This window comes from Streptomyces sp. M-16, assembly GCF_052114405.1.
Classification (GTDB): domain Bacteria; phylum Actinomycetota; class Actinomycetes; order Streptomycetales; family Streptomycetaceae; genus Streptomyces.
The window spans coordinates 89,277-112,707 of sequence record NZ_JBFRER010000006.1; the positions used below are offsets into that span (position 1 = coordinate 89,277).

The 23,431-nt window shown below is 71.8% G+C and carries 24 protein-coding genes and 1 pseudogene; 9 read left to right on the forward strand and 16 right to left on the reverse strand.

The window, feature by feature from the left end; translation table 11 throughout:
* Positions 1–275 precede the first annotated feature (275 nt).
* Positions 276–1,052 (forward strand): MerR family transcriptional regulator, encoded by a 777-nt coding sequence (locus tag AB4039_RS05010; protein WP_266846505.1) that lies wholly within the window; start codon positions 276–278, stop codon positions 1,050–1,052.
* A 47-nt stretch (positions 1,053–1,099) separates the two neighbouring features.
* On the opposite strand, the gene AB4039_RS05015 is transcribed toward AB4039_RS05010, so the two are convergent.
* Positions 1,100–1,894, reverse strand: coding sequence for an MBL fold metallo-hydrolase (locus tag AB4039_RS05015; protein ID WP_266846503.1), 795 nt, complete (start codon positions 1,892–1,894; stop codon positions 1,100–1,102).
* A gap of 90 nt (positions 1,895–1,984) precedes the next feature.
* Between AB4039_RS05015 and AB4039_RS05020 the strand changes: the two genes are divergently transcribed.
* The 3 genes from AB4039_RS05020 to AB4039_RS05030 all read left to right on the forward strand — a co-directional run bounded on the left by AB4039_RS05020 (position 1,985) and on the right by AB4039_RS05030 (position 4,547).
* Positions 1,985–2,584: an ABATE domain-containing protein gene (locus AB4039_RS05020; RefSeq protein ID WP_266846501.1), complete on the forward strand. Its 600-nt coding sequence runs from the start codon at positions 1,985–1,987 to the stop codon at positions 2,582–2,584.
* Positions 2,585–2,696: 112 nt separating this feature from the next.
* Positions 2,697–3,635 carry an NAD-dependent epimerase/dehydratase family protein gene (locus AB4039_RS05025; protein ID WP_442270091.1) on the forward strand — a complete coding sequence of 313 codons (939 nt, stop codon included), beginning with the start codon at positions 2,697–2,699 and terminating at the stop codon, positions 3,633–3,635.
* 15 nt (positions 3,636–3,650) lie between these two features.
* Positions 3,651–4,547, forward strand: coding sequence for an aldo/keto reductase (locus AB4039_RS05030; RefSeq protein ID WP_442270092.1), 897 nt, complete (start codon positions 3,651–3,653; stop codon positions 4,545–4,547).
* 132 nt (positions 4,548–4,679) lie between these two features.
* Here AB4039_RS05030 and AB4039_RS05035 read toward each other — a convergent pair.
* The 14 genes and pseudogenes from AB4039_RS05035 to AB4039_RS05100 all read right to left on the reverse strand — a co-directional run.
* Positions 4,680–5,099, reverse strand: a pseudogene (locus tag AB4039_RS05035) (RNA polymerase subunit sigma-70); the annotation flags it as partial.
* Positions 5,100–5,405: 306 nt separating this feature from the next.
* Positions 5,406–5,813, reverse strand: coding sequence for a hypothetical protein (locus AB4039_RS05040; protein ID WP_266846497.1), 408 nt, complete (start codon positions 5,811–5,813; stop codon positions 5,406–5,408).
* Positions 5,814–5,866: 53 nt separating this feature from the next.
* Entirely contained in the window at positions 5,867–6,430 is a 564-nt protein-coding gene (locus tag AB4039_RS05045) for a MarR family winged helix-turn-helix transcriptional regulator (protein ID WP_442270093.1), read from the reverse strand.
* Between the two features lie 168 nt (positions 6,431–6,598).
* Positions 6,599–7,306, reverse strand: a complete 708-nt coding sequence (locus AB4039_RS05050) for a polysaccharide deacetylase family protein (protein WP_442270116.1) — start codon at positions 7,304–7,306, stop codon at positions 6,599–6,601.
* A gap of 75 nt (positions 7,307–7,381) precedes the next feature.
* On the reverse strand, positions 7,382–7,639 hold the full coding sequence (locus AB4039_RS05055) for a helix-turn-helix domain-containing protein (protein WP_442270094.1): 258 nt from the start codon (positions 7,637–7,639) through the stop codon (positions 7,382–7,384).
* Positions 7,639–8,124: a DUF2975 domain-containing protein gene (locus AB4039_RS05060; RefSeq protein ID WP_266846492.1), complete on the reverse strand. Its 486-nt coding sequence runs from the start codon at positions 8,122–8,124 to the stop codon at positions 7,639–7,641. Before AB4039_RS05060 ends, AB4039_RS05055 begins: the two co-directional genes overlap by 1 nt.
* A 75-nt stretch (positions 8,125–8,199) precedes the next feature.
* Positions 8,200–9,591, reverse strand: a complete 1,392-nt coding sequence (locus AB4039_RS05065; protein ID WP_266846490.1) for an FAD-dependent monooxygenase — start codon at positions 9,589–9,591, stop codon at positions 8,200–8,202.
* A 183-nt stretch (positions 9,592–9,774) separates the two neighbouring features.
* Complete coding sequence (locus tag AB4039_RS05070; protein ID WP_266846489.1) at positions 9,775–11,208, reverse strand: FAD-dependent oxidoreductase; 1,434 nt, start codon at positions 11,206–11,208, stop codon at positions 9,775–9,777.
* Positions 11,209–11,401: 193 nt separating this feature from the next.
* Positions 11,402–12,583: an MAB_1171c family putative transporter gene (locus AB4039_RS05075; protein WP_442270095.1), complete on the reverse strand. Its 1,182-nt coding sequence runs from the start codon at positions 12,581–12,583 to the stop codon at positions 11,402–11,404.
* A complete protein-coding gene (locus AB4039_RS05080; protein WP_442270096.1) occupies positions 12,580–13,752 on the reverse strand; it encodes an MAB_1171c family putative transporter in 1,173 nt (390 codons plus the stop codon). Before AB4039_RS05080 ends, AB4039_RS05075 begins: the two co-directional genes overlap by 4 nt.
* 3 nt (positions 13,753–13,755) lie before the next feature.
* Positions 13,756–14,349, reverse strand: a complete 594-nt coding sequence (locus AB4039_RS05085) for a toxin-antitoxin system, toxin component (protein ID WP_266846484.1) — start codon at positions 14,347–14,349, stop codon at positions 13,756–13,758.
* 265 nt (positions 14,350–14,614) lie between these two features.
* Positions 14,615–15,346 (reverse strand): helix-turn-helix domain-containing protein, encoded by a 732-nt coding sequence (locus AB4039_RS05090; protein ID WP_266846483.1) that lies wholly within the window; start codon positions 15,344–15,346, stop codon positions 14,615–14,617.
* Positions 15,347–15,698: 352 nt separating this feature from the next.
* The gene (locus AB4039_RS05095) at positions 15,699–16,976 is read right to left on the reverse strand and encodes an MFS transporter (RefSeq protein WP_266846482.1); all 1,278 of its coding nucleotides are present in this window, start codon (positions 16,974–16,976) and stop codon (positions 15,699–15,701) included.
* Positions 16,973–17,512, reverse strand: a complete 540-nt coding sequence (locus tag AB4039_RS05100) for an ArsR/SmtB family transcription factor (protein WP_442270097.1) — start codon at positions 17,510–17,512, stop codon at positions 16,973–16,975. Before AB4039_RS05100 ends, AB4039_RS05095 begins: the two co-directional genes overlap by 4 nt.
* 192 nt (positions 17,513–17,704) lie before the next feature.
* Between AB4039_RS05100 and AB4039_RS05105 the strand changes: the two genes are divergently transcribed.
* The 5 genes from AB4039_RS05105 to AB4039_RS05125 all read left to right on the forward strand — a co-directional run bounded on the left by AB4039_RS05105 (position 17,705) and on the right by AB4039_RS05125 (position 21,919).
* Positions 17,705–17,935, forward strand: a complete 231-nt coding sequence (locus AB4039_RS05105) for an HAD-IA family hydrolase (protein WP_442270098.1) — start codon at positions 17,705–17,707, stop codon at positions 17,933–17,935.
* 246 nt (positions 17,936–18,181) lie between these two features.
* Positions 18,182–18,652 carry a MarR family transcriptional regulator gene (locus AB4039_RS05110; RefSeq protein WP_442270099.1) on the forward strand — a complete coding sequence of 157 codons (471 nt, stop codon included), beginning with the start codon at positions 18,182–18,184 and terminating at the stop codon, positions 18,650–18,652.
* A 540-nt stretch (positions 18,653–19,192) separates the two neighbouring features.
* Positions 19,193–19,774, forward strand: a complete 582-nt coding sequence (locus tag AB4039_RS05115; protein ID WP_266846476.1) for a helix-turn-helix domain-containing protein — start codon at positions 19,193–19,195, stop codon at positions 19,772–19,774.
* Positions 19,775–20,199: 425 nt separating this feature from the next.
* Positions 20,200–20,706, forward strand: coding sequence for an ImmA/IrrE family metallo-endopeptidase (locus AB4039_RS05120; RefSeq protein ID WP_442270100.1), 507 nt, complete (start codon positions 20,200–20,202; stop codon positions 20,704–20,706).
* Positions 20,699–21,919 carry a DUF6545 domain-containing protein gene (locus AB4039_RS05125; RefSeq protein ID WP_266846472.1) on the forward strand — a complete coding sequence of 407 codons (1,221 nt, stop codon included), beginning with the start codon at positions 20,699–20,701 and terminating at the stop codon, positions 21,917–21,919. Before AB4039_RS05120 ends, AB4039_RS05125 begins: the two co-directional genes overlap by 8 nt.
* An 89-nt stretch (positions 21,920–22,008) precedes the next feature.
* On the opposite strand, the gene AB4039_RS05130 is transcribed toward AB4039_RS05125, so the two are convergent.
* Positions 22,009–23,328: an FAD-dependent monooxygenase gene (locus AB4039_RS05130; protein WP_266846470.1), complete on the reverse strand. Its 1,320-nt coding sequence runs from the start codon at positions 23,326–23,328 to the stop codon at positions 22,009–22,011.
* Positions 23,329–23,431 lie beyond the last annotated feature (103 nt).

Below are 23,431 nucleotides of genomic sequence, written 5' to 3' on the forward strand. Positions count from 1 at the left end.
CGACGGTGGCCCTGGTGGCCACCGGCCCCGTCGAAGCGGCCGTGCGAGGAGCGTGCACCCTGACCCGAGGTCAACCTCAAGCCCCGTGCGGACCTTGGGGTCCCCGGCACCGGTCGCAGGGGGTGAGGGGATCCGAACGGATGCGCGCTACCCTCGCCCCTGGGACCGCCCGCGACCCCTGACCGGCCCATGACCGCGAGGCGGGAGTGCGGGCCGCCGGCGGCCCCGGCCCGGTCCCGAGCCGAGGACCTACGATCCGGAGGTGCACCGAGCCGATGGCAGACGGGCTCACGATCGGTCAGGCGGCGGCGTACGTCGGCGTCACGATCAAGACGGTGCGGCACTATCACCGGCTCGGCCTGGTCGCCGAGCCGGAACGCGACGGTTCCGGCTACCGGCGTTACGGGTCGGTCGACCTGCTGCGGCTGGTCCAGGTACGGACTCTGGCCGGGGCGGGCGTGCCGCTGGCCGAGATCGGTGAGCTGCTCGACGCCGGTCCCGAGCGGTTCGCCACCTCCCTGGACGACGTCCGCCGTCGGCTCACCGAACAGATCGAGGACCTGACCGCGCGGCGCGACACACTGCACCGGCTCGCCCACGGCGACCGGGCCCTGCTGCCCGACCGGGCCTGCGCGGTCCTGGAGGGACTCGCCGGTCTCGGCTTCGGCGCCGACTACGTGGCCACTCAGCGGGAGGCGTTGGTGCTGGCCCGGGCGCTGGTGCCGGAGCTCTTCGACAGCTTCCTGACCCAGCTCGAACGGTGGCTCGACGACCCCGGATGGATCGAGCTGACCAAGCGCGGCTGGGAAGCGATGTCCTGGGATCCGGACGACCCGCGGATCGACGCACTGGCGTCGGAGCTGGCCGACAGACTGCTGGCCGAGCGCGAGCGGCTGGCGATGGCGGACGGGTTGCGGAGCCGGTCCGACACCGCCTCCCGGTACGGACTGGTCAACCACCACCGGGAGGAGCGGTCGCCGTCCCTCGTCCGGTTGAACGCCCTGGTCGAGGCGAACCTGCGCGCGGCCGGCATCGACGTCCCGCGTCAGTGAGGGCCGGCCGGCGCGGGAACCCCGGCGGGGGGGGTGCCCCGTCCGGCTCAGGCGGGCCGGCGCCAGTCCGGGTCCAGGCGGTCGGCCAGTCCGGCGGCGGTGAACGCGGCTTCCAGTTCGGCGTGGCCCTCGGTGAAGTGGGCCCAGCTGTCGCAGTGCACGGGAACGACACGGCGGGCGCCGAGGATCCGGGTGGCCTCGGCGGCCTGGGCGCTGTCCAGGACCAGCAGGCGGCCGTCGAAGATCACGGGGAAGCGGGGGGCTCCGGCGAAGAGTACGGCGGTGTCCACCGGGCCGAAGCGCTCGGCGATCTCCTTGACCGCGTCGAGCGACGCGTTGTCGCCGCTGACGTAGACGGTGGGCAGCCCCTCGCCGGTCAGGACGAAGCCGATGACCTGGCCGGCGATCGGCTCGACCTCCTCGCGCGCTCCGGGTCCGTGAACGGCGGGTACGCCGGTCACGGTGACCGTGCCGCCACCGGGGCGGTCCAGCTCGACGGATTCCCAGTCGGCCAGGCCCTTGGCCCTCTCCCCGAGGCGCTCTCCGCCACCGGGGGTGGTGAGGGTGAGCGGCACGTCGGCGAGCAGGGCCCGGCCGGAGTGGTCGAGGTTGTCGGGGTGTTGGTCGTGCGAGAGCAGGACCACGTCAAGGGCGCCGAGGTCGCCGGGGGCGGCGGCGGAGGGGGCGGTCTTGGTGAGCGTCCTGCCGGGTGCCGGGTAGTCGCCGGGGCCGTCGAACGTCGGGTCGGTCAGGAAGCGCAGGCCACCGTACTCGAAGAGGGCGGTCGGGCCGCCGAGGACGCGGACGGGGAAGTGGTCGGTCGGTGCGGGCACAGAGGACACGGAGAAAGCACCTCACGGATAGATTTGGTTTAACCGTGAGGTGACGGTAGCTGTTTCTCATGGATGACCGCAAGCCTTAACATGAGGAACATGAAGGAGTCCGTACGGGAAGAACCCCTCGTGCCGCCCGCCCAGGGCGAGCGGGAGCACCTCTCCCTCGCCCTCGCCAACAGCGCCGTCGCGCGGCCCGGCGGGCACACCATCGATCTCCTGGGGACTCCCGCACAGGCGAACCGCTGGCTGACGGAGCGTGGTCTCGCCCCGGCCGACGCAGGCATGCGGGAGATGTGCACGGCGCAACTGCGCTCGCTGCGCGAACAGATCAGGTCGTTGTTCGCGGCCCGCGCCGCCGGGCTCCCCGCCCTCCCCGCCGCCGTCCGGGCCGTCAACGACGCGATGATCCGCGTCCCGACCGCCCCGCTGCTGGCCTGGGACGACAAGAACGGCCCCTACCGCGCCACCACCCACCCCACCACCGCGATCGTCGACCACGCCCTGGCGGCCCTCGCCGCCGACGCCGCCGACCTCCTCACCTCCCCGGACGCCGAACGCCTCACCGCCTGCGGCTCCGCCCCCTGCAACCGCTACCTGCTGCGTCACGGCCGCCGCCACTGGTGCTCCACCCGCTGCGGCGACCGGGCCCGCGCCGCCCGCGCGTACGCCCGCCGCGCCCAGGCCGGGGCGGAGTGACGCCTCCGCCCGAAGGACGCGGAGCCGCCGCACGTCGGTCAACAGAATTCCTTAACACCCATGCAGTAAGCGGCCACTTCTGCTGAAGACGCCACGTGCCGAGGATGGGGGCATGCAAAGGATCTGCGTCATCGGCGGAAGCCGATACTTCGGAAAGCTCCTGGTGAAGCGCCTGCAAGCCGACGGCCACCAGGTCACAGTGATCAACCGCGGCTCCACCCCGCCGCCCGCCGGCGTCGAGCACCTGGTCGTCGACCGCAACGACGAGGCGGCCCTCGTCGCCGTACTCGGCGCCCGCACCTTCGACGTGGTGGTCGATCAGGTCTGCTACACCCCCGTGCAGGCCGCGATCGCCGCCCGCGCCTTCGCCGGCCGCGCCCGGCGCTACGTCATGACCTCCACGATCGAGGTCTACGACCCGGCGGGCGCCGCACTGCCGGACCCGGCAGGCGCCCCGGTCCCGGAGGAGAACGTGGACCCGGGTGCCTGGCCGGTGGCCATGGACCTGCCCTGGCACGACGAGGCCTACCTGGAGGCGCACTACGCCGAAGGCAAGCGCCAGGCGGAGGCCGTCTTCACCCGCGCCGGCGGCTTCGCGTTCGCCTCCGTGCGCAGCGCACACGTACTCGGCGGCGGAGGACGGGAATTCACCGGCCGACTGGCGCACTACACCGAGCGCGTCGCCCACGGCGAAGAGATCACCGTGCACGCGAGGGCACTGCCCACGGTGTTCATCCACTACGCGGAACTGGCCGACCTGCTGCGGTGGGCGGCGACCGGCAGCGACTTCACCGGCCCGCTCAACGCCTGCTCCGACGACCTGCTCGACGTGCGCGACCTGGCCGCGACCGTCGCCGCGCAGACCGGCCGGGAGCCCGTCTACCGGACCGCCGCGGCGGGCGAGACCGCCTCTCCGTTCTCCTTCGACCGCCACTACGCCATGAGCAATGCCCGCGCGAAGGAGCTGGGCTTCGCCTTCTCCCGCACGGCCGACTGGCTGCCCGGCGCCGTTGCCGAGGCCCTCGTCGCGTCCGCCGCCCCCACCACCTGAGGAAACAGAGCCACCATGCGGTACCGCACCATCGCAGACACCACCGTCAGCGCCATCGGCCTGGGCGCCATGCCGCTGTCCATCGAGCACCGACCGGACGAGGCACGGGCCATCGCGACCGTCCATGCGGCCCTCGATGCCGGCATCACGCTCATCGACACCGCCGACAGCTACCACTGGCACGCCGACGAGACCGGGCACAACGAACTGCTCATCGCCCGCGCCCTGGCCCGCTACGGCGGTGACACCTCCGACGTCCTGATCGCCACCAAGGGCGGCCGCGGACGCCCGGGCGACGGCAGCTGGACCGTCACCGGCAGCCCCGCCCACCTCAAGCGCGCGGCCGAAGCCTCGGCCAGGCGCCTGGGCGTCGACGCGATCGGGCTGTACCAGCTGCACAAGCCGGACCCGGCCGTGCCCTGGGCGGAGTCCGTCGGCGCCCTGCGCGAGCTGCTCGACGCCGGCGTGATCCGCGCCGCCGGGATCTCGAACGTGAGCACCGGTCAGATCCGCGAGGCGCACGAGATCCTCGGCGACGGGCTCGTCTCCGTCCAGAACCGGTACTCGGCCGCCGTGCGCGACAGCGAGCCCGAAGTGCGGCTGAGCGCCCGCCTGGGGCTGGCGTTCCTGCCCTGGAGCCCGCTCGGCGGGATCTCCCGCAGCTCCCTCGACGGCCCCTCCGGGCAGACGTCGGCGGACACCGCCTTCCACCACATCGCGGCCGAGCACGGCGTCAGCCCGCAGCAGGTGGCCCTGGCGTGGCTGCTGGCCCGCTCCCCGGCGGTGATCCCGGTCCCGGGCGCGAGCCGCCCGGCCTCCGTACGGGACTCGGCCCGCGCCGCGACGCTCCGGCTGAGCGCGGAGGAACTGACCCGGCTGGAGGCTCCCGGGCGGCCGGACGTGTCGAACTGACCGGGCGGTTACGGATCACCGCGCCCCACCTCGCGAACCGCCGGGGCGACGTGGCCGGCCGGCGGGCCGGCCCGCCGGCGCTCCGACGACCGCACCCCATCCGTCGAGGCCGATCGGACCTGACCGCCCCGGTCACCACGCGTCGATGACCGGCGCGCCGGGTTCGCACCGCCGCCACGCCCCGGCCAGGCGCGTCAGCCGGTCCGCCGCGGCGATGCCGCACAGGGACGCGACCCTGCCGTCGCTGACTTCGAACACCACGGCGCCCACGACCCGGTCGCCGAGGACGGCGAGGACGGCGAGGGAACCGTTGACCCGCGCGATGGGCATCGCCAGGGAACCGCCGGCCGGCCGCCGCTTCGCCGGCGTGGGCCTGAAGCCGGCCCGCGCGAGAGAGGCGACGCGCTCGCGCGTCGTGTACCGCAGCAGCCGCCTGGCCAGTCCGGCGCCGTCCGAGACCGCCGTCACGTCGTCGGTGAGCAGCGCCACCAGCCGATCGGTGCGCCCCGACGTGGCGGCGGCGAGGAACTCCTCGACGATCCGGCTCCCGGAGTGGGTCTTCGTGATGGTCAGCTGAGCCTGAGCATGAGCGGGGGCGACGCCCACGGCGAACGGCAGCGCGACACCCAGGACAGCGCCGAGGGCTGCCATGCGCTTCCTCAACTTGTTGATGGCCATGACGGTTCTTCTCCTGTCGAACGACGGGCACCACGGACCCCTGCACACGCGGCGACTCGACAGGGAACGGTCCGGCCACGGGTGCGGCCGCAACACCACTCGATCGCCACACTCGGATGGCGGTATGACCCACGCGACCCGGCCCTCGCCCCCGTGCTCCCCCTTGGTGACCCGCGGCCGTCACGGTGCGGGGACACCCTCGTCGCGGGTCGGGCCGGCCGCGGCCATGATGGCCTGCCAGGGGGCGGAGTCGAAGATGAGAGTGATCGCGGTGATCCGGCCGTCGTGGAGGCGGAAGTGCTCGGCGGTGCGCTGGGTTATGCCGAGGGCCGGGGCGGTGTGGATGTCGTAGACCAGGGTGGCTTCGGTTTCGCCGTACAGCTCGCTGATCAGCTCCACGCCGGTGACGATGCCCAGGAGTCCGTCGATCCCGTCCAGATGGCCGGTGGGGCTGTCCGAGGTGATGAACGGGCTGCGGAAGAGGAAGCCTTCGCCGATCCGGGCGGCGGCCGCCGCGACATCGCCGCGGAACCTCGCCTCGTGGTAGGCCCTGACCGTCTGTCGGGTGGGTGTGTCGTCAGTAGCCATGCGGTACTCCGTCTCGTCGGGTCGGGTCGGGTCGGGTCGGGTCAGGAAGCGGGCTAGTCGGGCCGGACCGTGTTCAGGTACTCCTCGATCCGGTGCTGGTTCTCCACCAGGCGCAGGCACAGGTGCCTGAACTGGGCGAGTTCGTCCTCGGTGAAGCCCTGGAAGACGGCGGACATCGCGCGCTGCGTCGGCTGACGGAACGCTTCCAGCCAGTCGCGGCCGTCCGCTGTGATCCGGGCCCGGACCGACCGGCGGTCGTGCCGGTCCTGGACCCGCTGCACCAGCCCGTCGCGCTCCAGCGTGTCGACCAGGCCGGTGACGTTGCGGGAGCTCACACCGGCCGCGCGGGCCAGTTCGCCGATGCTCAGCCCCTCTTCGGTGGCCGCGCTCAGGCGGGTCAGGACGTCGAGGGCTCCCGCGCTGAGACCACGCCCGCCCGCACCCTGCGCGCGCAGCCGGTCGACGGCCTGCGAGGCCGAGCGGACAGCCGCGGCCGCCTCCAGCGCGAGCGAGCCGCCACCGAGCGCGAAGGCGCCCATGGACGCCCGGACACCGGGGTCGTAGAGGAATCCGTCAGGGTCACGGGACAGACCCTCAGAGTTATGTACGTGCTTCATGATGAAGCAGCACTCTATCTCGTTCGGGGGTGCCCCGCCAGAGACCAGCGCGCCCCGACCCCACCGCCCCGCCCCACCACACCGACCGTCACGGCCAGCGGGCCGCCCGGGATCCAGGAACCTCTGGCGGCGGCGTCAGCGCCTCCGGGAGGGGGTGGCCGCGCCGGTTCAGGGGTGGGGCGGGTGCGTGGCGAGCCAGTGGCGGGCGATCTGTTCGCGCGTGGCCACCCACGCGCCGCCCCGCCGCGCGACGTGCTCCAGGAAGCCGTCGAGGGCGCGGATGCGGCCCGGCCGGCCGATGATGCGGCAGTGCAGGCCGACGCTCATCATGCGCGGCCGGTCGGCGCCCTCGGCGTGGAGCGCGTCGACGGTGTCGACGAGGTAGGCGAGCATGTCGTCGGCCGTGGTGAAGCCGTGGACGATGAGGAACTTGAAGTCGTTGGCGTTGAGGGTGTACGGCACCACCAGGTGCGGGCGTCCGGCCGCTTCGACGTAGAACGGCAGGTCGTCGGAGTAGTCGTCGGAGTCGTAGAGGAAGCCGCCCTCCTCGGCGACGAGGCGCCGCGTGTGGGGGCTGGTGCGGCCGGTGTACCAGCCGACCGGCCGACGGCCGACGAGCCGCTCGATCGTCGCCACGGAGTGCACGATGTCGGTGCGCTCGACGTCCTCGGGCACGTGTCGGTAGTCGATCCAGCGCCGGCCGTGGCCCGCGACCTCCCAGCCGGCGGCGCCCATCGCCCGCGCCGCTTCCGGGTTGCGTTCGAGCGCCTGCGCCACGGCGTACACGGTGACCGGCGCCCCGTGCGCCGCGAGGGTGCGGTGCACGCGCCAGAATCCGGCGCGCGCGCCGTAGGCGAACAGGGACTCGACGTTCAGGTCACGCCCGCCGACGACGGGCGGCGCGCCGACGAGTTCGGCACATCGGGCGCGGAACTCCGCCCCCGGGACACGTCATTCGTCCCCGGCGGCCGCAGCGCCCTCGGCGTCCGCGGCTTCCTCCGCGTCCTCGGCTTCCCAGCGCAGCAGGTCGCCCGGCTGGCATTGCAGGACCTCACAGAGCGCGGCGAGCGTCGCGAAGCGCACCGCCTTGGCACGGCCGTTCTTGAGTACCGCCAGGTTGGCGGGCGTGATGCCCACGCGGTCCGCGAGCTCCCCCACCGACATCTTCCGCCTGGCCAGCATCACGTCGATGTCGACGGCGATCGCCATCAGATCACCTCGTCCAGCTCGGCCTGCATCCGCGCGGCTTCCACGTCGCGCGCGACGGCCTGGGCGAGCAGCATCCGCAGCACGAGCACGATGAGTGCGACGCCCAGGATGGCCACGCCGACCCCGCCCATGATGACGGTGACACCCGGGTCCTCCCGCTGACCGGGCGCATTGACGATCGTGACCGCGAACCACAGGAGGGCGGCCGCCACGATGGCGCCGATCACTCCGTCCACGTACCGGAAGGCGGCGTGGGAGAACACGGTTCCGCGTCGCACCATCGCCACCAGCCGCCCTACGCAGACCAGGGCGACCTGGGCCGACAGCATGCCCAGGATCGTGATCACCCGCAGCGGGGTCAGCGGGAGCGACCCGTCCTCGGGATCGGTCGCCAACGCCCACACCATCAATGCCTGCACGAACACGGTGCCGACGAACACCACCGCGAGCACGGCGCGCAAGGCACCCACTGCCAGCTTTCCCACGACCCACCCTTCCATCGACTTACGATCTAAATCTATCGATTTTCGATAGACGAGACAAGGTGTCACGCGAACGGTTCAGACGCTCTCCTTCTCGGCGTCACTCAGGGGTGGGCCCTGCAGAGGGGGCAGCCTCCGGCCGAAGAGCATGGGGACGAGCATGTCCGGGGAGAACAGGCGGGTCGCGGGCTTCTCCAGGCTCATCACGTCCAGGAGGGCGCCGAGCGCACGCGGGCTGCGGGCGCCCGTTTCGACGGCTCGGTCGACGTAGCGTGCGAGGAGTCTTTCGGCGGCCCTGGGCGGCGTGTCACTGGCGCCGGGGTAGAACGCGTCCTGGCCGACGGCGAGGTCCCACGCTCCGGCGACGGGCCGGGCCGCGGAGCGCTGTACGCGGCGGGCCGCGCCGGGGGCGGTGAGGCCGGTGGAGCGCAGGACTCCTCTGAGGGCGACGGCACATTGGGCGGCGACGGTGAGGCCGTGCCCGTACACGGGGTTGTATCCGGCGATGGCGTCGCCGAGCACGGTGAAGCCGTCCGGCCAGGCCCGCATCTTCTCGTAGTAGCGGCGCTGATTGGCGGTGCTGCGGGTGGTGGCGATCCCGCCCAGGGGTTCGGCTTCCTTGATGAGTCTGCCGATGACGGGGTCGCCCAGGCCGAGGGCGAAGCCGACGAAGGCGTCCGGGTCCTGTGTGGGCTCGCCGCCACGGGTGCCGGACAGGGTGACCATCCAGCGGCCGTCCTCGACGGGGAGGATGATGCCTCCCCGGCCGGGTGTTCGGGCCGGGTTGGCCTGCACGTTGATCAGGGGGAAACCGCCCGCTGTCGCCGCGGGAGCCCGGTACACGCGGGTGGCGTAGGCGACGCCCGCGTTGACCTCCCGTTCGGTGACGGGGGGCAGGCCGAGGTCCAGGAGCCACGACGGGGCGCGGGAGCCGCGGCCGGAGGCATCGACGACCAGGTCCGCGGAGAGGGTCCGTACGCCGGTACCGGACCGGATCCGGACGCCGGTGACGCGGACGGCATCACCCTCCAGGCCCTCGGCGACGGCCTTGTCGAGCAGGCTGATGCGCGGGTTGCGGAGCACCCGCTCGCGCAGGGCGTGGTCCAGGAGGTTGCGCGAGGAGACGAGGTTGCGGTGGTGGGTGGTCCTGAACCGGCGGAACCAGACCTCGTTGGGCGCCCGGGAGACCATGTCGCCCATGATGTGGACCAGTCGGCCCCCGCGGGCGACGATGTCGTCGGTCAGGCCGGGCAGGAGGTCTTCGAAGGCCTCGACACCGCCGCTCCAGAGGAGGTGCGCGTGGCGGGCCTGGGGCACGCCCTTGCGGCCCTCGGGCCCTTCGGGCAGCCTGTCCCGCTCGATGAGCGTGACGTCGGCGAACTCGCTGAGCACGGATGCGGCGAAGAGGCCGGCGGCGCTCGCGCCGATGACGACGGCGGTGGGCCGGACGGGGCTGGATATCTCGGGCATGGGGGGTCCCGCTTTCTGGGCCGCATGATCATGGTCGGGCACGTGGCGCAGAAGGAGCGCCCCGTCATCCACCTCCACACCTCACGTCCGAAGAGCAGACCGAACGTTTCGGCCGCCGCCTTCGTGCCACGGCTCGCCGGACGGGGCAGCCGACGCGATCACTCGGGGCACGGCAGATACGTCTCAGTTCGGACCGGCGGTCCGTACGAGTGTCAGCTCCCGGTCCGTCAGGGGCGGCGCGCTCAGGGGCGGGCGCAGCGGGCCGCGCAGGGCGCCGAGGAGGACGCGCGGCTTGACCAGGGTGGTCAGGGGGGCCTGGAGGGAGGTGACGTCGAAGAAGTCCTTGGTCATGGTGAAGCTGCCGCAGCAGGTGTTGAGCAGGCGGTAGGTGTAGCCGGAAAGGACCTTGTCCTTGCGCGTCGGGGTGCTCTGCTCGCTTCCCTGGGCTCCCGGATAGAACACGTCGTGTCCGAGTGCCAGGTCCCAGGCCGCCGCGACCGGTCTGGCCATGGCCTTCTGGACCCGTCGTGAGAGCCGGGGCGCGTCGACCCCGTGGGCCGACGCGAGATCGCGGAGCGCGAGCGCGGCCTGGGCGGCCACGGACATGGCGTGCCCGTAGATGGGGTTGAACGCCGCCAGGGCGTCGCCGAGCACGACGAACCGTTCCGGCCAGTTCCTGACGTTCTCGAAGTAGCGGCGGGTGTTGCGCGTGCTGCGGTTGACCGTGACGTCGGTCAGCGGCTCCAGACCGGAGATGATCTCGCCGATGACGGGGTGGCGCAGTCCGCGGGCGAACGGCTCGAAGTCCTCGTTGACCGCTGTGGGCTCGCCTCCTCGCGTTCCGGCCGCGGTGACGATCCACCGGCCGTCCTCGATGGGCAGGATGCTGGCGCTCTGCCCGGGGCGTGCCGTCCGGGGGTCGGACTGTACGACGACCATGGGGAAGCCGGCCGTTCCTTCGGGTGCCCGGAAGACCCGGCTGGCGTACGTCAGGCCGAGGTCGAGGGAGCGCTCGGGGGCGGGCCTGACCCCCAGCTCCGCCAGGTGCCGAGGGGCCCGCGAGCCCCGCCCGCTCGCGTCGACGACGAAGTCGGCTTCCAGGGCCGCTGCCCGGCCGTCCGCCCCCCGGGTGCGCACGCCGGTGATGCGGGCGGCGGTGCCGGTGAGGCCCTCGACGCGGGTGCGCTGGAGGACGGTCACCCTCGGATCGGCCAGTACGAGCTCGCGCACCACGTGGTCCAGCACGTCACGGCTGCAGGCGATCAGGAAGGCCGTCTCGGCGCTCCAGCGGCGAAGCCAGCCCTCGGCGGTGAATCCGACCATGCCGGTGGGGATCGGGATGCGGTTCGCGCCGGCGGCCATCCACCGCTCGGTGACGCCGGGCAGGAGGGCTTCGGCGGCGTGTACTCCGCTGCTCCAGAACATGTGCGCGTGGCTCGCCTGGGGAAGTCCCTTGCGGGGGCCCGGGGCGGCCGGGAGTTCGTCGTTCTCGACGATGAGGACCTCGTCCACCGCCTCGCGCAACGCGGCAGCCGCCAGGGTGCCGGCCAGGCCGCCGCCGATGACGAGGGCCCGGCGCCGTATCGCCGCCGTGGGGGTGTTGCTGGGGTGGGTCATGTGACTGCTCTCTCGCGGGCCGCCGAGGGGCGGGCGCCGTCTTGGTCAGGGGAGCGGGGCCGCCCGGCCCCGAACCGGACGGATTCCGTGTGCTCCGTGGGGAGTGCGTGGACGGTGTGCTCCGTGTGGATGGTGTGTCGACAGGCGCCGGCGGCACCGGGGATCTGCGCGGCCCGGACGTGTCGGTGAGTGGTCAGACGCGGTCGGAGGTTCGCTCGAAGACCGAAGGCCGCCCGGCATCCCGGTCGCAGGTCCGGTCGGGAACGGCCAGGTCGCGCAGGGCGTCCGAGAGCCGCACGAGCTGTTCGTCGTCGCCCGAGAGCATGCTCTCCAGGCTGCAGTCCCCCGGGTCGGCCCCGGTGCCGTGCAGGGTGTCGAACGCCGCGACCACCATGGCGACGTGGCGTGCCGCATCCGGTTTCAGGGCGCCGGGGAGCCCGTCCGGGTGTCCCTCTTCCTCCGCGTGGCGGTCGAGACGGGGCGCGATCAGCCGGAGGCCGTCGCGGATGTCGCAGGTCCGGCGCAGCTGGCGCTTGCCGAGCGAGGAGGCCCAGGGAATGCGCACCAGTTCGTACGGGGTCACCGCGCGCATGGTCAGCCACAGCGGGCGCAGACGCCGGTACTGGGACCACCGGCGCCACAGGCTCATCACGCACTGGCTCGCGGAGGGCAGGGCGAGGCCGACGCACTGGAGGAGCGAGGCGAGTGAGGAGACCGTCGGGGCGACGGTGGTGCTGACGCCGTCCCAGTCGTGGCCGGCCCATCGCGCCCCGATGGCCGTGARCTTGCACGCGACGTATCCCAGGCTCAGGACCGAGCCGGTCACGATGAGGAGCAGCCCGGTCCGCAGCAGCCCCGGGACTTCGCGGGACCAGCGCCAGCACAGGCGGGCCAGGACCAGGTTCGCCAGTCCGTAGGCCAGTACGCACAGGACGACCATCTCCCGGACGTACGGGGTGGTGGCGTAGTAGGTGTCGAAGTCCCGGAGGCGTTCCTCGGACGCGTCCCCGAGGGCGAACAGGGTGAACTGCGTCGCGATCAACGCTCCGTAGACGCCGACGCACCAGCGGGTGGCGGTCCGGCGCCGGTCCCGCGGGCCTCCGCGCCAGGTGATGGTGAGGTTGATGAGCGCGGCGCTGGCAGCGGTGACCGTGCCGTAGACCAGCGGGACCGAGAAGTTGGGGATGCCCGTGAGCGCGTTCACCTGGGAGATCGTCGGCGGCGCCGCGAAGAAGAAGACGGCGGCGCCCAGCGGCAGGAGCAGGGACACGGAACGGACGAGGGGATCGCGCCAGTGCCTGACGAGTGCGGGCGCCCTCAGGGCGAAGGCGACCGAGAGGACGCCGACGAGAAGGTAGAAGTACACGGTGGTCATGCGTGCTCCCTCACCGGCGTCGGCCCGCCCGGACCCCCGGAGAGGATCCGGGCCAGCGCGTGCGAGATCCGTACCAGATCGCGCTCTTCGCCGGGTTCCGTCTGAAGTTCGTGGGAGGACGCGATCACGTGGCGCTCGGGGTCGGCGCGCAGCGCGTCGACCGCGGCGACGACCATGACCGCGTCCGCGTCCGCGGCGGCGTCATCGTCGGAGGCGCCATGGGCCAGCGCGTCGGCGAGTGCGCGGGCCCGCAGGGTGAGGTCGAAGTAGGGGTTGAGGGTGAGCAGTCCGTCGTGGATGCCCGATTCGCGGTGCAGCCGGCGTACGCCCACCGTGGAGAGCAGGGGCATCCTGACCACCGCCGTGGTCGGCGTCAGCCCGTGCAGCAGGCGGGACAGGGTGCCCAGCCGGCGGTACCGGGTCCAGTCCCGCCAGGGTCCCTTGAAGCGCTGCACGGCGAGGGGCAGGCCGAATCCGAGGAGGATGAGGCAGAAGGAGACCGTGACGAACGGCCGTGCCACCTCGGTGCTCAGGACGTCCCAGTCCGTTCCGGCCCATCGGGCGCCGACGGCCGCGAACTTGCACACGTCGAAGCCGAGGGTGCTGGTGTAGCCCGCGATCAAGAGGGCCAGGCCCACACGCAGCTCCTGGGACACATCGCTCAGCCAGCGCCGGCACAGGGACGCCATGATCACCGCGGCAGCGGAGTGGCCGACCAGGTAGAGCACGATCATTTCGCGGATGTACGGCGTGTTGGCGTAGTAGGTGTCCAGGTCCTCCAGCCGTTCGACCGGTGCCTCGCCGAGGGCGAAGAGCGCGTACATCGCGACGGCCAGGGCCGCGTAGGTTCCCGCGCACCAGCGTGTGGACCGCCGGATGCAGGCGGGCGGGCCACCTCGCCAGTTGATGATCAGGATGATGCCGGATCCACAGCAGGCCATCAGGAGCGAGTAGAGGAGGGGCGCGGCGAAGTTCGGCACGCCCGTGATCTCGTTGACCTTGACGATCGTCGAGGTCGCCCCGAAGTAGAAGACCCCCGTGGCCGTCAGCAGGAACACCACCACGGCCCGGAGAAGGGGATCGCGGGTGTTCCTGCGCAGGCTGGGGAGCCGGACGAGGACCGCCACGGTCCCCAGCGCCGCCGGAATGAAGAAGGCGAGATCGGACATGGTTCAGCCCCGTATGCCGTGGTGGCCGAGCGCGGCCGCGATACGGCCGGAGGTCGTGCCGCGGTCGAGTACGGGTGCGTCGGGCGGGGCCAGCAGGTGCCGTACGGCGTGGGCCAGTTCGAGGCCGTAGCGCTCGGCGGCCTGCTCCTCTCCCGCGTGCTTCCTGGCGGCCGCCCTGTCCTGCTTGAGGAGGGCGGGACTGTGGCGTCCCGCGACCGCCAGAGCCGACTCGACCACCGCTTGTAAGTCGGCGTCGTGGCGCAGGAGGCGAGCGGCCGCGGAGCCCTCGGTGACGTGCAGGTGGCAGTGGCCCAGCTCCAGGTGGCGCAGCTCGTGCCCGGTGATGACGATCTGGTGTTCGGCCGCGGTCTTCTGTTCCACGACGACGAGGTCCCGCTCCCCGAGGTCCAGGGCGAGACCGCTGGCGGTGCCCGGAGGGAAGGGCGTGGTGCGGAACTCGATCCTGCGCCCCCGGCGCAGCCCCATGGCGTCGCAGAGCGCGCGGCAGACCGCCTCGGCCGGAGCCGGAGACTTCAGGTGTCCGATCCCGTCCGTGAGGGCGCCGACGGACCGCCGTATCTCCCGCTGCTTGAACACGTATCTCTCCCCTGCTCCTGCTCCTGCCCCTGCTCCTGGCCCTGGCCCCGGCCCTGGCCCCGGCCCTGGCTCCGGCCCTGGCCCTGGCCCTGGCCCTGGCCCCGGCCCCGTTCCGCGACGGGATGGAGCTCGCGCCCTGGTGGATTCCACGCGGCCGGCCCGCACCGCCCCTGCGCGGCGGCCGGCCGCTCCGGAAACCCTCCGTGCCACGACCGGGGACGGCCACGGCCCCCCGAGCCCGCCGGCGCGCGGCGGACGGCGCACCTCAGGACGCATCGCCGGGCGAGCGCCGGTTCCCTTCGGCGTCCTTCGCGGCGTTCCCGTCCGCGTTCCCCTCAGCGTTCCCTTCGGTCGCACGCTCGTCCATGTAGTTGTCGAGCCATTCCAGCAACCTGGTGCGCCCCTGGTCGGGCAGCAGGGCCGCGCGCAGCGCGATGCCGTCGACGCCGTGCCGCTCGTAGAGACTCGGCCGCCGGGCACCGGCCGAGGCCGCCGCCAGGACGCCGCGTTCGCTGTGCTCCCGGTATTCCTGGAGCAGCGCCTTCTCGATGACGGCCAGGACGCAGCTCAGCGCCTCGGCGTCATCCGACTGGAGGAAACCGGCGGGCCGTTCGAAGAACCGTTCCAGCCGGGAGCAGTGGTCCATCGTCGGGCGGCGGTCTCCGCCGAGCAGCGCCTGGACCTGTTGCCGGGAGATGCCGCTCTGCCGGGCGATCTCCCCGTGCGAGAACTTGCGGCCGTTCTCCTTGAGGTACGTCTCGTGGAGCAGGTCGAGCCGCTGGCGGAACCGCTCGTGGATGTCCGGCTCGCCCGCCGGCCGCCCCTGGAGCAGCGCTCGTACGACGTGGAGCGGGACCCCGGAGGCGCGGTGCAGCTCCTCGGGATCCAGAACCTCGTCCCGGCCGCGCCCCAGCTTGGCCCCCAGGTCGACGACCCGTTCGACGACCGTGGCCAACTGCGGGGCGGCCACGGGCGGTACGGAGAAGGCTTCTGTCACCGGCTGGTCTCCCGACGTCGCGCAGGAAGCATCACCCCGGCACCCTCGTCGAAGCGCCGGCGCAGCGGCTGTTGCGAAGCCGATCCTGCCACAGCCGTGGCAGGCGATCCATGGAACTCCGGCCAAACCGCCACGGTCGTGGCAGGAAGTCGATGGCCGGCCATCCCTTCACCCCGTCCCGCTGACGGAGGGCCGCTTCGCGTCACGGCGCCCTGGGCCGCTCGACTCCCGCCTGAAGGAAGTCTCCCCGCAGGACGGATGCCGGGTGCGGGCGGCTCGTCATGCCGGAATCCCTCAAGCCCCGCGCCCGCTCCGGGCCGATGCCCGCCGCCGGCTCCCCGCCGGACGCCGATCACCGCCGAACGGGATCGCGGGACTTCCGGTGATCCGGATCGTCGGCCGGGGCGGCGGCACGCAGCGCCGCCTCGACCCGGCGGTTGCCCGTCATGGTCGACGTGACGGCGGTCATGGTGAGGAGGAGGCCGGCGGCGGCGTAGAGCGGGGTGCGCACGTCGTAGGTGGTGGCCAGCCAGCCGCCGAGGAAGGCACCGAACGGGGCGGCGCACATGGCGAGCATGCGCGAGGTGGACGCGACCCGGCCCATCAGGTGCGGGGGGACGATCGCCTGTCGGAGGGAGGGGCCGAGCACCATCGTGGCGCCCATGCCCGCTCCGCAGACGGCGAGCGCGAGGCCGGCGACGTACGGGTTCGGGGCGGCGGCAAGGCCCAGGACGGCGAGCCCCTCGACTGCGGCCGTGCAGGTCAGCGCGGTGCCGGTGCCGAGTCGTCGGCCGAGGAAGGAGGCGATGCCCGCGCCGAGCAGACCGCCGGTGGCCTCCGCCGTGAGGAGCAGGCCGAAGCCGAAGGTGTCGATGCCGAGACGGTCGTGCGCGAAGAGGGCGAGTACGGTCTCCACGGCGAGGAAGGCGATGTTCCCGACCGCCGGACGCAGCGCGAGCCCGAGCAGCAACTGATTGCGGAACACGTACGAGGCGCCGGCCCGCGCCTGTCGCAGCAGCGACTCACGGGCCTGCGGTACGGGCCGGGGTGCGGCGGGCAGCGACCGTACGAGCAGTGCGGAGAGCGCGAACGACACCGCGTCGGCGAGCAGCGGAACCGCCCTCCCGAGCGCGAGCAGCGCACTGCCGGCGGGCGGCCCCGCGAAGCCGGACGCGGCGGTCTGGGTGCCGCGCAGGCGGGAGTTGGCGCGTTCCAGGAGCGCGGGATCGCGGCCGAGCAGATCCGGCAGATAGGCCGTGGCGGCCGTGTCGAAGAAGAGTCCGCCGAGGCCGAGCAGGAAGGCGACGGCCGCGAGCAGCGGAATGCTCAGCGCGTCCAGCGCGGCCGCTGCCGCCGGTATCGCGAGCAGCACGGCACGCCCCGCGTCCGCGACCCACATCGTGCGCCGCCGGTCCCAGCGGTCCACCAGCGCACCGCCGAGCACCCCGAAGAGCAGCCACGGCAGCGTTCCGGCGGCCGTGACGACGGCGAGCGCCATCGGATCCCGCGTCAACGTCAACGCGAGCAGCGGCAGCGCGGCATGCGTCACTCCGTCACCGAGCGAGGACACCGTCTGGGCGGTCCACAGCCGTCCGAAACCGGTCGGCAACTCCCGAATGTCCGAGGTCACTTGGCGTCTCCTTCGGCCTGCGCGCGCGGTGCCGGGTGGAACAGTGCGAAGACGAGTGACGCGTCCGGCAGCGACGGATCGGACAGCTCCCGGTACTCGTCCGCCAGTGCCTCCAGCCGCGCCCCCAGCTCCGCGAACTGCTCCTCGGTGAGCCGCAGGTGCGCCATCCGCACGTGCCGCTCGCCGTCCGCCGGCGCTGCCTCCAGGTCCGCCACCGCGTGCCGCATCAGCACGTCCGGCCCTCCCTCGCCCGGATCCGGCAGCACGATCGACCGCGCGGCCATCGCGTAGTACCGCTCGGTGACGCCCCGGACCTTCCGCGTCCGCACCACCTTCACCAGGCCGGCCCGCTCCAGCAGCCGTACGTGGTAGCTGGAACTCCCCTTCGCGAGGCCCACGCGCTCGGCGATCTGCGTGATCGTCGCGGGCTCGAAGCGGAGCACGGCCATGATCCGGTGACGCGTGAGATTGGAAACGGCGCGCAGCTGCTCGTCGGTGGTGACGTGGAACGTCTCGGGAAGCTCATCGGTAGGCATGCCCCCAATGGTCAACGTTTCTTGACCATTGGGCAAGGGGTTTCGTTCGGAGTTCGGACTTCCGGAATCGGGTGTCCCCCACGAGCCTCCGCACCGGCCCTCCGGCTGTCGGGGCCTGCGGGTTGCGCCGGCGGTGGGCCGCCTGATTGGAACCTCTACGACGGATACGAGCTCGACGTCCGCTATCACAGCGTGGTCATCTCCGAGTGCCACGGGATGCGCAAGCCCGACCCGGAGCTGTTCGAAGCCATGCTGAAACTGCTGGCACTCTCGGCCGACCAGTGCGTTTTCGTCGCCGACACCGAGGAGTACGTGCAGGCGGCCGAGAAGCTCGGCTTCGCGGGTGTTCACGCGCAGCAGCCCGAGCAGACGGTCTCCCGGCTTGAGGCCCTGCTGCGCGTACCCCTGACCGACGCGCACTGATCTGCCGCGTGGCTCGTCTCAGCACTTCTGCGGTGCAGCAGCGCACGGTTGCCTCGTAGCGGACGGCGAGCTCCTCGTATCGCGTTGCGACTGCTCCACTGCTCCCCGCGAGCCGTCCCGAGATCTGCGTCAAGGACGTCCGGAAGATCACCCACTTGACCTCAACCGAACCTGAGGTCCTACGTTTTCCCCATGACCTGCACGGCCCGCAGGCTCCGCACCCGAAGCACCAGGAGGGGACCGCCCATGACGACCCAGCAGCAGCTTTCCGACGCCGAGCTCGCCGGACAGCCCGCCGCCTACTGGACCGGTGTCGCCTACGAGGCGCTCATCGCCTTCACCCGGGCGCGGCAGGCCGAAAAGGGCTACACCCAGCCCCAGTTCTGGCTGCTGCGCAACCTGTCGGAGAACGACATCTCGCCCGACGGCGAGGGGATGACCGTGCCCGAGTTGCACAAGGCCATGGCCTCCTACATCCGGCCCGAGGACGACCTGGCGGCGGAGGCCGAGGTGCTCGTGGAGCGCGGCTGGCTGAACCGGGACGCCGAGGACCGGCTGTGGCTCACCGAGGAGGGGGAACGGGCCCGCGTCGACCTCGCACTGAACGGCCCCGCGATCCGCGCCGCCCTACACGAGGGCATTGACGACGCCGACTACGTCACCACGGTGAAGGTGCTCAGGCAGCTGATCCGCAACGCGGGCGGAACGGCCGCCTGACGGACCGCGGATCCGCTGGAGTCGGCGGAGTCGGCGGATCCGCGGTTCCGCCCCTGCGGGAAGAGATGCCGTGCGCCGCCCTCGGACGTCGGATCGGGGCCCGAAGGGGCTGCCCGACCCGGGTTGCGACCCTCCCCCGTGGGGATCGCTGCCTTCGGGCGGCGCAAACAACCAGCCATGAAGGCCTCTCACCTCTCGGGAGGGGCCCGGCCAGCTGGCGGCATGGACAAGATCCTGCTGCACCCTCCGCCCGGTGTCAACAATAGTTTGCACATGACGCCAACTTGGAGACGAAAAAGGGCTCTTGGACGTCGGGTGGGACCTGGAATCGACTGCTGCCGCGGCTTGCCGGTTAGACTTGATGCGGCCAGCATGCAGTTCGAGTAACTTCTCGCAGGGGCGCCCGCCGCCCCGAGTTCTGCCAGTGCGGCGGCGGTTCCTTCGCCAACGCGGCGGAAGCGGTGATGATCACGGCAGTAGCCGTACGGCCGGACAGGCCGTCACGGCGACGGTCACTCGGACGTGGCAGGAAAGGGATCGATGAGCGGCACGGGCGACCAGCGGGCGCTGCTGATCTCAGAGCGTCTCGACTTCCTGTTCACGCACATCTTCCCGCGAGGCTCCGAGCCCCAGTCGAACGCCGCCGTGAGTCACACGACCGGTGTGCCGCTTGAGGTCCTGCAGGCCCTGCGGGCGGGCGAGCCCGCGGGAGAGGCCGCCGAGGACGATCCGTTCATCGGCCGGCTCGGGCACCTGCTGAAGACCCGGACGACCGACGAGGGCAAGCCCCACACACAGACGGATGTGGCCAGGGCGTGCGGAAAGTCGCGGATGTGGCTCTACAACCTGCTGGAGGGAAAGAGCAAGCCCAGCCTGGAGTCCACGAAGCTGCTCTGCAAGATCTTCAAGGTGGATCCGTCCTTCTTCACGGATGACCCCCTGGAGGCCCTGGCGAGACACTTCGGCATCGAGGCCGGCCCCGCGTTCTTCACTCTTCCCGACACCGACGCCCTGGTGCAGGAGACCAAGGACCAGGTGGAACTCGTGGCCCTGCTGCGCGAGGCCGGCGCCCCGGCGGTCCTCAGCCGCTACCTCGGGACGTTGCCCGACTCCCGGGACTGAACGGTTCGCTCCGGCCGCAGCCGTCACCCACAGCGTGAAGCGGGGGAAGCCGCCGCCGGAATCATCCGGTTCGTTCGCGATTGCTCCTCCCCCGGAGCTTTCCGATCCAGGAAGTACGCCAACCGGAAGCCTGTCCCACTTGATCTCCCTCACAATGAACGTACAAGCTACTCACTGTGACTCTCCAGACGTGGGCACGCCATCCCTCCGGCGCTCCCCCGACGCTGGTCAGGGCGGTCGCCCGCCGTGGGTCGGCGGTCCATGGGCGTGGGACCACGTACGAAGAATCCAGCAGATTCACGAAGGAACCGCGGCATGCGTCCCATGTGCTGTGGTTTTTGCAGAAGGGGTAGACCGTGGCGGGAATCCGGGAGACCGTCGGAATCGTCTCAGAGACGCTCCGGGAGATCCGCACCCTCCGCAGATTGCGCAACACCTTCTGCTCGCAACTCGGGCTGCCGGCCCACCCGACCATCGACGAGGTCGTATCGGCCGTCTCCGACCGCTGTGGGGTGCCGATCCGGATCCTCCACCTCCCTTTGAAGTACCCGCTCACGGGGGGACTCTTGCGGGGACCCTCCGAGCTCATCATCGTGGTCGACAAGGACTCGCAGAGCATCCTCCAGAACTTCGTCATCGCCCACGAACTGGCACACGCCTTCCTCGGGCACGATCCGGAAACAGCGGGACATGACCTCCAGGACGAGCTGCTCGCGAGCCTGGCTCCCGCCCTCAACCCCAAGGTCAGCCGAATGATGCTGGCCCGCACCTACTTCGACGGGCCCGATACGACACTGTCCTGCGGGCAGACTCCGCCCGAGCGGGAAGCCGAGACCCTGGGGCGGCTGATCGTCAGCATGATCACCAACATCAGCGGCGACCCCACCACCTCGGTGAGCTCCGCCCTGCGCCACAGGGGGACCGGTGTCTGAGGACACTGCGAACATCGTCTACCTCACCGTCGCCGCGATCGGGTCGTGCACCACCTTCGCGAAGTTCGTCGCCTGGCAGCGGGAACGCTCACCCGCGCTGCGGCTGATCGCCATGTGCTCCGCCTTGGGGGTGGGCGCCTTCGTGTTCGCGACGCCCGTGGTCTACCGCGGCACAGCGGATCTGACGGGCAGGCAGAACCTCGCCGAGCTGCTGGTCTTCCTCTGCATCCTCGGCTTCTTCGCCCATACGCACATCATGTCGCTGCTGTGGCGCCCCTCCCGGTCAAGCGCGACCGGCCGCAGCCCGCTGACCGGGCCGCTCGTCGTCTACGGCCTCGTCGCGGGTGCCCTGATCACCGGATTCCTCGCTGCCGCCGGGCTCGACGACGCACCGCACCCGCTGGACTTCAACATCACCTACGGCCGGGACCCCGGCGCGCTGGTCATGCTGGGCGCATTCCAGCTGGGCCTCGGCTATGCCTCGGTCTCCACCGCCCTGCGGTTCCGTCACAACGCCCTCTCCTCGCAGGACGATCCGAGGCTGCGCCGGGCACTGCAGCACATCGCGATCGCCACCTGGTTCATCGCCGGGTACGTGGCGTGCGTCGGGCCGGCCACCGTGGCCGGCGCCACGGGCTGGCGCGGCCTGGACCCCCTCCACAGCCTCGGCCCGGTCTCCGGCACGATCGGGGCCATCATCATCAACTGGGGGTTCTCCGGTGCCGCCATCGCCACGTGGCGCGCGGACCGTCGGGACTACCTGGCGCTGGCCCCGCTGTGGCAGCTGACGCGTCGCGCCGACCCCCGGATCACGCTGACCGAGCCCAATCCGGTGGCGCAGCTCGGCCTGGTCTACGTACGGGACTGGCATCTGATCACGCGTATGGCCGACATCCTCAGCGGCATCCGCAGCCTGCACCCCTACTTCGGCCGTGCCGCCGCCGACCGGGTCCGCGAGGCTGCCGTCGGCGCCGGCTGGTCGAAGGATGACGAGCGGGCCGCCGCTGCCGCCGCCGTCCTCCTCGGGGCGGTGGCGCTCGCCGAGGACGGAGCCGGCCGGGTGAGCGGCAGGGGCGTCCCGCTGCCGGGGTCCGAGCTGGAAGCGGCTGCCCAACGCGCCCACCTGGTCCGCATGGCCCGCCTTCTCGACCACCCCGAGGTTCTGGCCGCGGCCGGAGTGGACAAGGACGGGCGGCAGGTCTCCAGCTCCTAGCCGCCCGGCCGTCCCGGTGGTCCCGGTCGCCCGGTCGTCCCGGTGGTCCCGGTGGTCCCGGTCGCCCGGCCGTCCCGGTGGTCCCGGTGTCACGCGTCCCGCCGTGCGCACGCCATCGCGACACGCCACAAGAACCGTGGCGCCTGCAGATCGGCGGGACGCTTGCGCATGTTGACGACGTCGAGGAACCTCTCGTTCACCCACGCGTCCGTCGTGGAGGCCTCCTCCATCCATGCCGCCATCTTCCTGGCCATTGCGTAGCCGCGGGGATAGGGACCCGTGACGTGCGGCTGTGCCAGGTCGGACAGGGTCGAGATCTCCCATGCCGCGTTCACCACGACCCTGATGTGGTGGAAGTAGGCATGGGCCGGCGCATGGAGGTCACCGCCCTTGCGCAGGTACGCGACAAGGCACGACGCGTGCAGAAGGGCACTGGTCATGCCCTGCCCGTACACCGGGTTGAAGGAGGCCACGGCGTCACCCACGACGAACAGTCCTCCGGGAAGACGCTCCACGGCCCACCACCGCCTCCGCAAGGAGTGCGCCATGCTGTACGTCTCGACCTCGCCGAGCAGCTCGCACCGGTCGGCGACGACGCCGAAGGGGCTCGCGTCCATCTTCCTCATGCGCCTGCGGAACTCGGCGGGATCCCGGGTCGGGCGCTTGCCGGCGTACGCCGCTATGACCGCCATCCACTGGTCGCCCTCCACCGCGGCCATGGCCCCGGTGTCCGGCTGCTCGGCGGTACCGCTCGCGGCAGCGGGCAACTGGTGCGCCACGCGGACGTCGGGGAGTTCCGTTCCCCTGCGGAAGCGCGCGGTGGCGTAGCCCAGATCGATCCGCATGCGGTCGACCGGGGGTTCCGGCCACCCCTCCTCCCGGAGCCAGGAGGTCAGCCGACTCGACCGGCCCGTGGCGTCGACCACCGCGTCGGCCGGCACCAGGTGCACTTCGCCGGAGTCGGCGGCGCGGACGCGGACGCCGACCACCCGCGTGCCCCGAATGTCCAGACCGCACGCCTTGCCCACCCTCACCGTCACCCCGTCGTCCAGCAGGGTCCGGCGGCGAATGTGCTCTTCGAGGAGGCCGCGGCTCACACCGATCAGCTCGTTTCCGGGAACGCTGGCCTTCCGCCGTCCGTTCGAGAAGAGCTGGATCTCGCTCCCCGACCCGAGCACCGCGCCATCGGCGACCAAGTCCTTCGACAACCCGGGAAACCAGCGTTCGGCCTGCGTCCGTCCCATGTCGAGCAGCGCATGGAGCTGCCCGCTCTGCGGCACACCGCCCCTCGCGACCGTCGCGGCAAGTCCATCGGGCTCGACGACGGTCACCCGTGTGCCAAGGCTCCGCAGGGCCCGTGCGGCGGCCAGCCCCGCGATGCTTCCCCCCAGGACGACTACATGCTGCACGTGCTCCCCCTCCTTCATCGACTGCCCTCACCGTTCGAGAACCCGCGCACGGCCCCGGCACAGCACCCTAGGGCCGTTCTGATCAACGACCAATGTGAGCAGG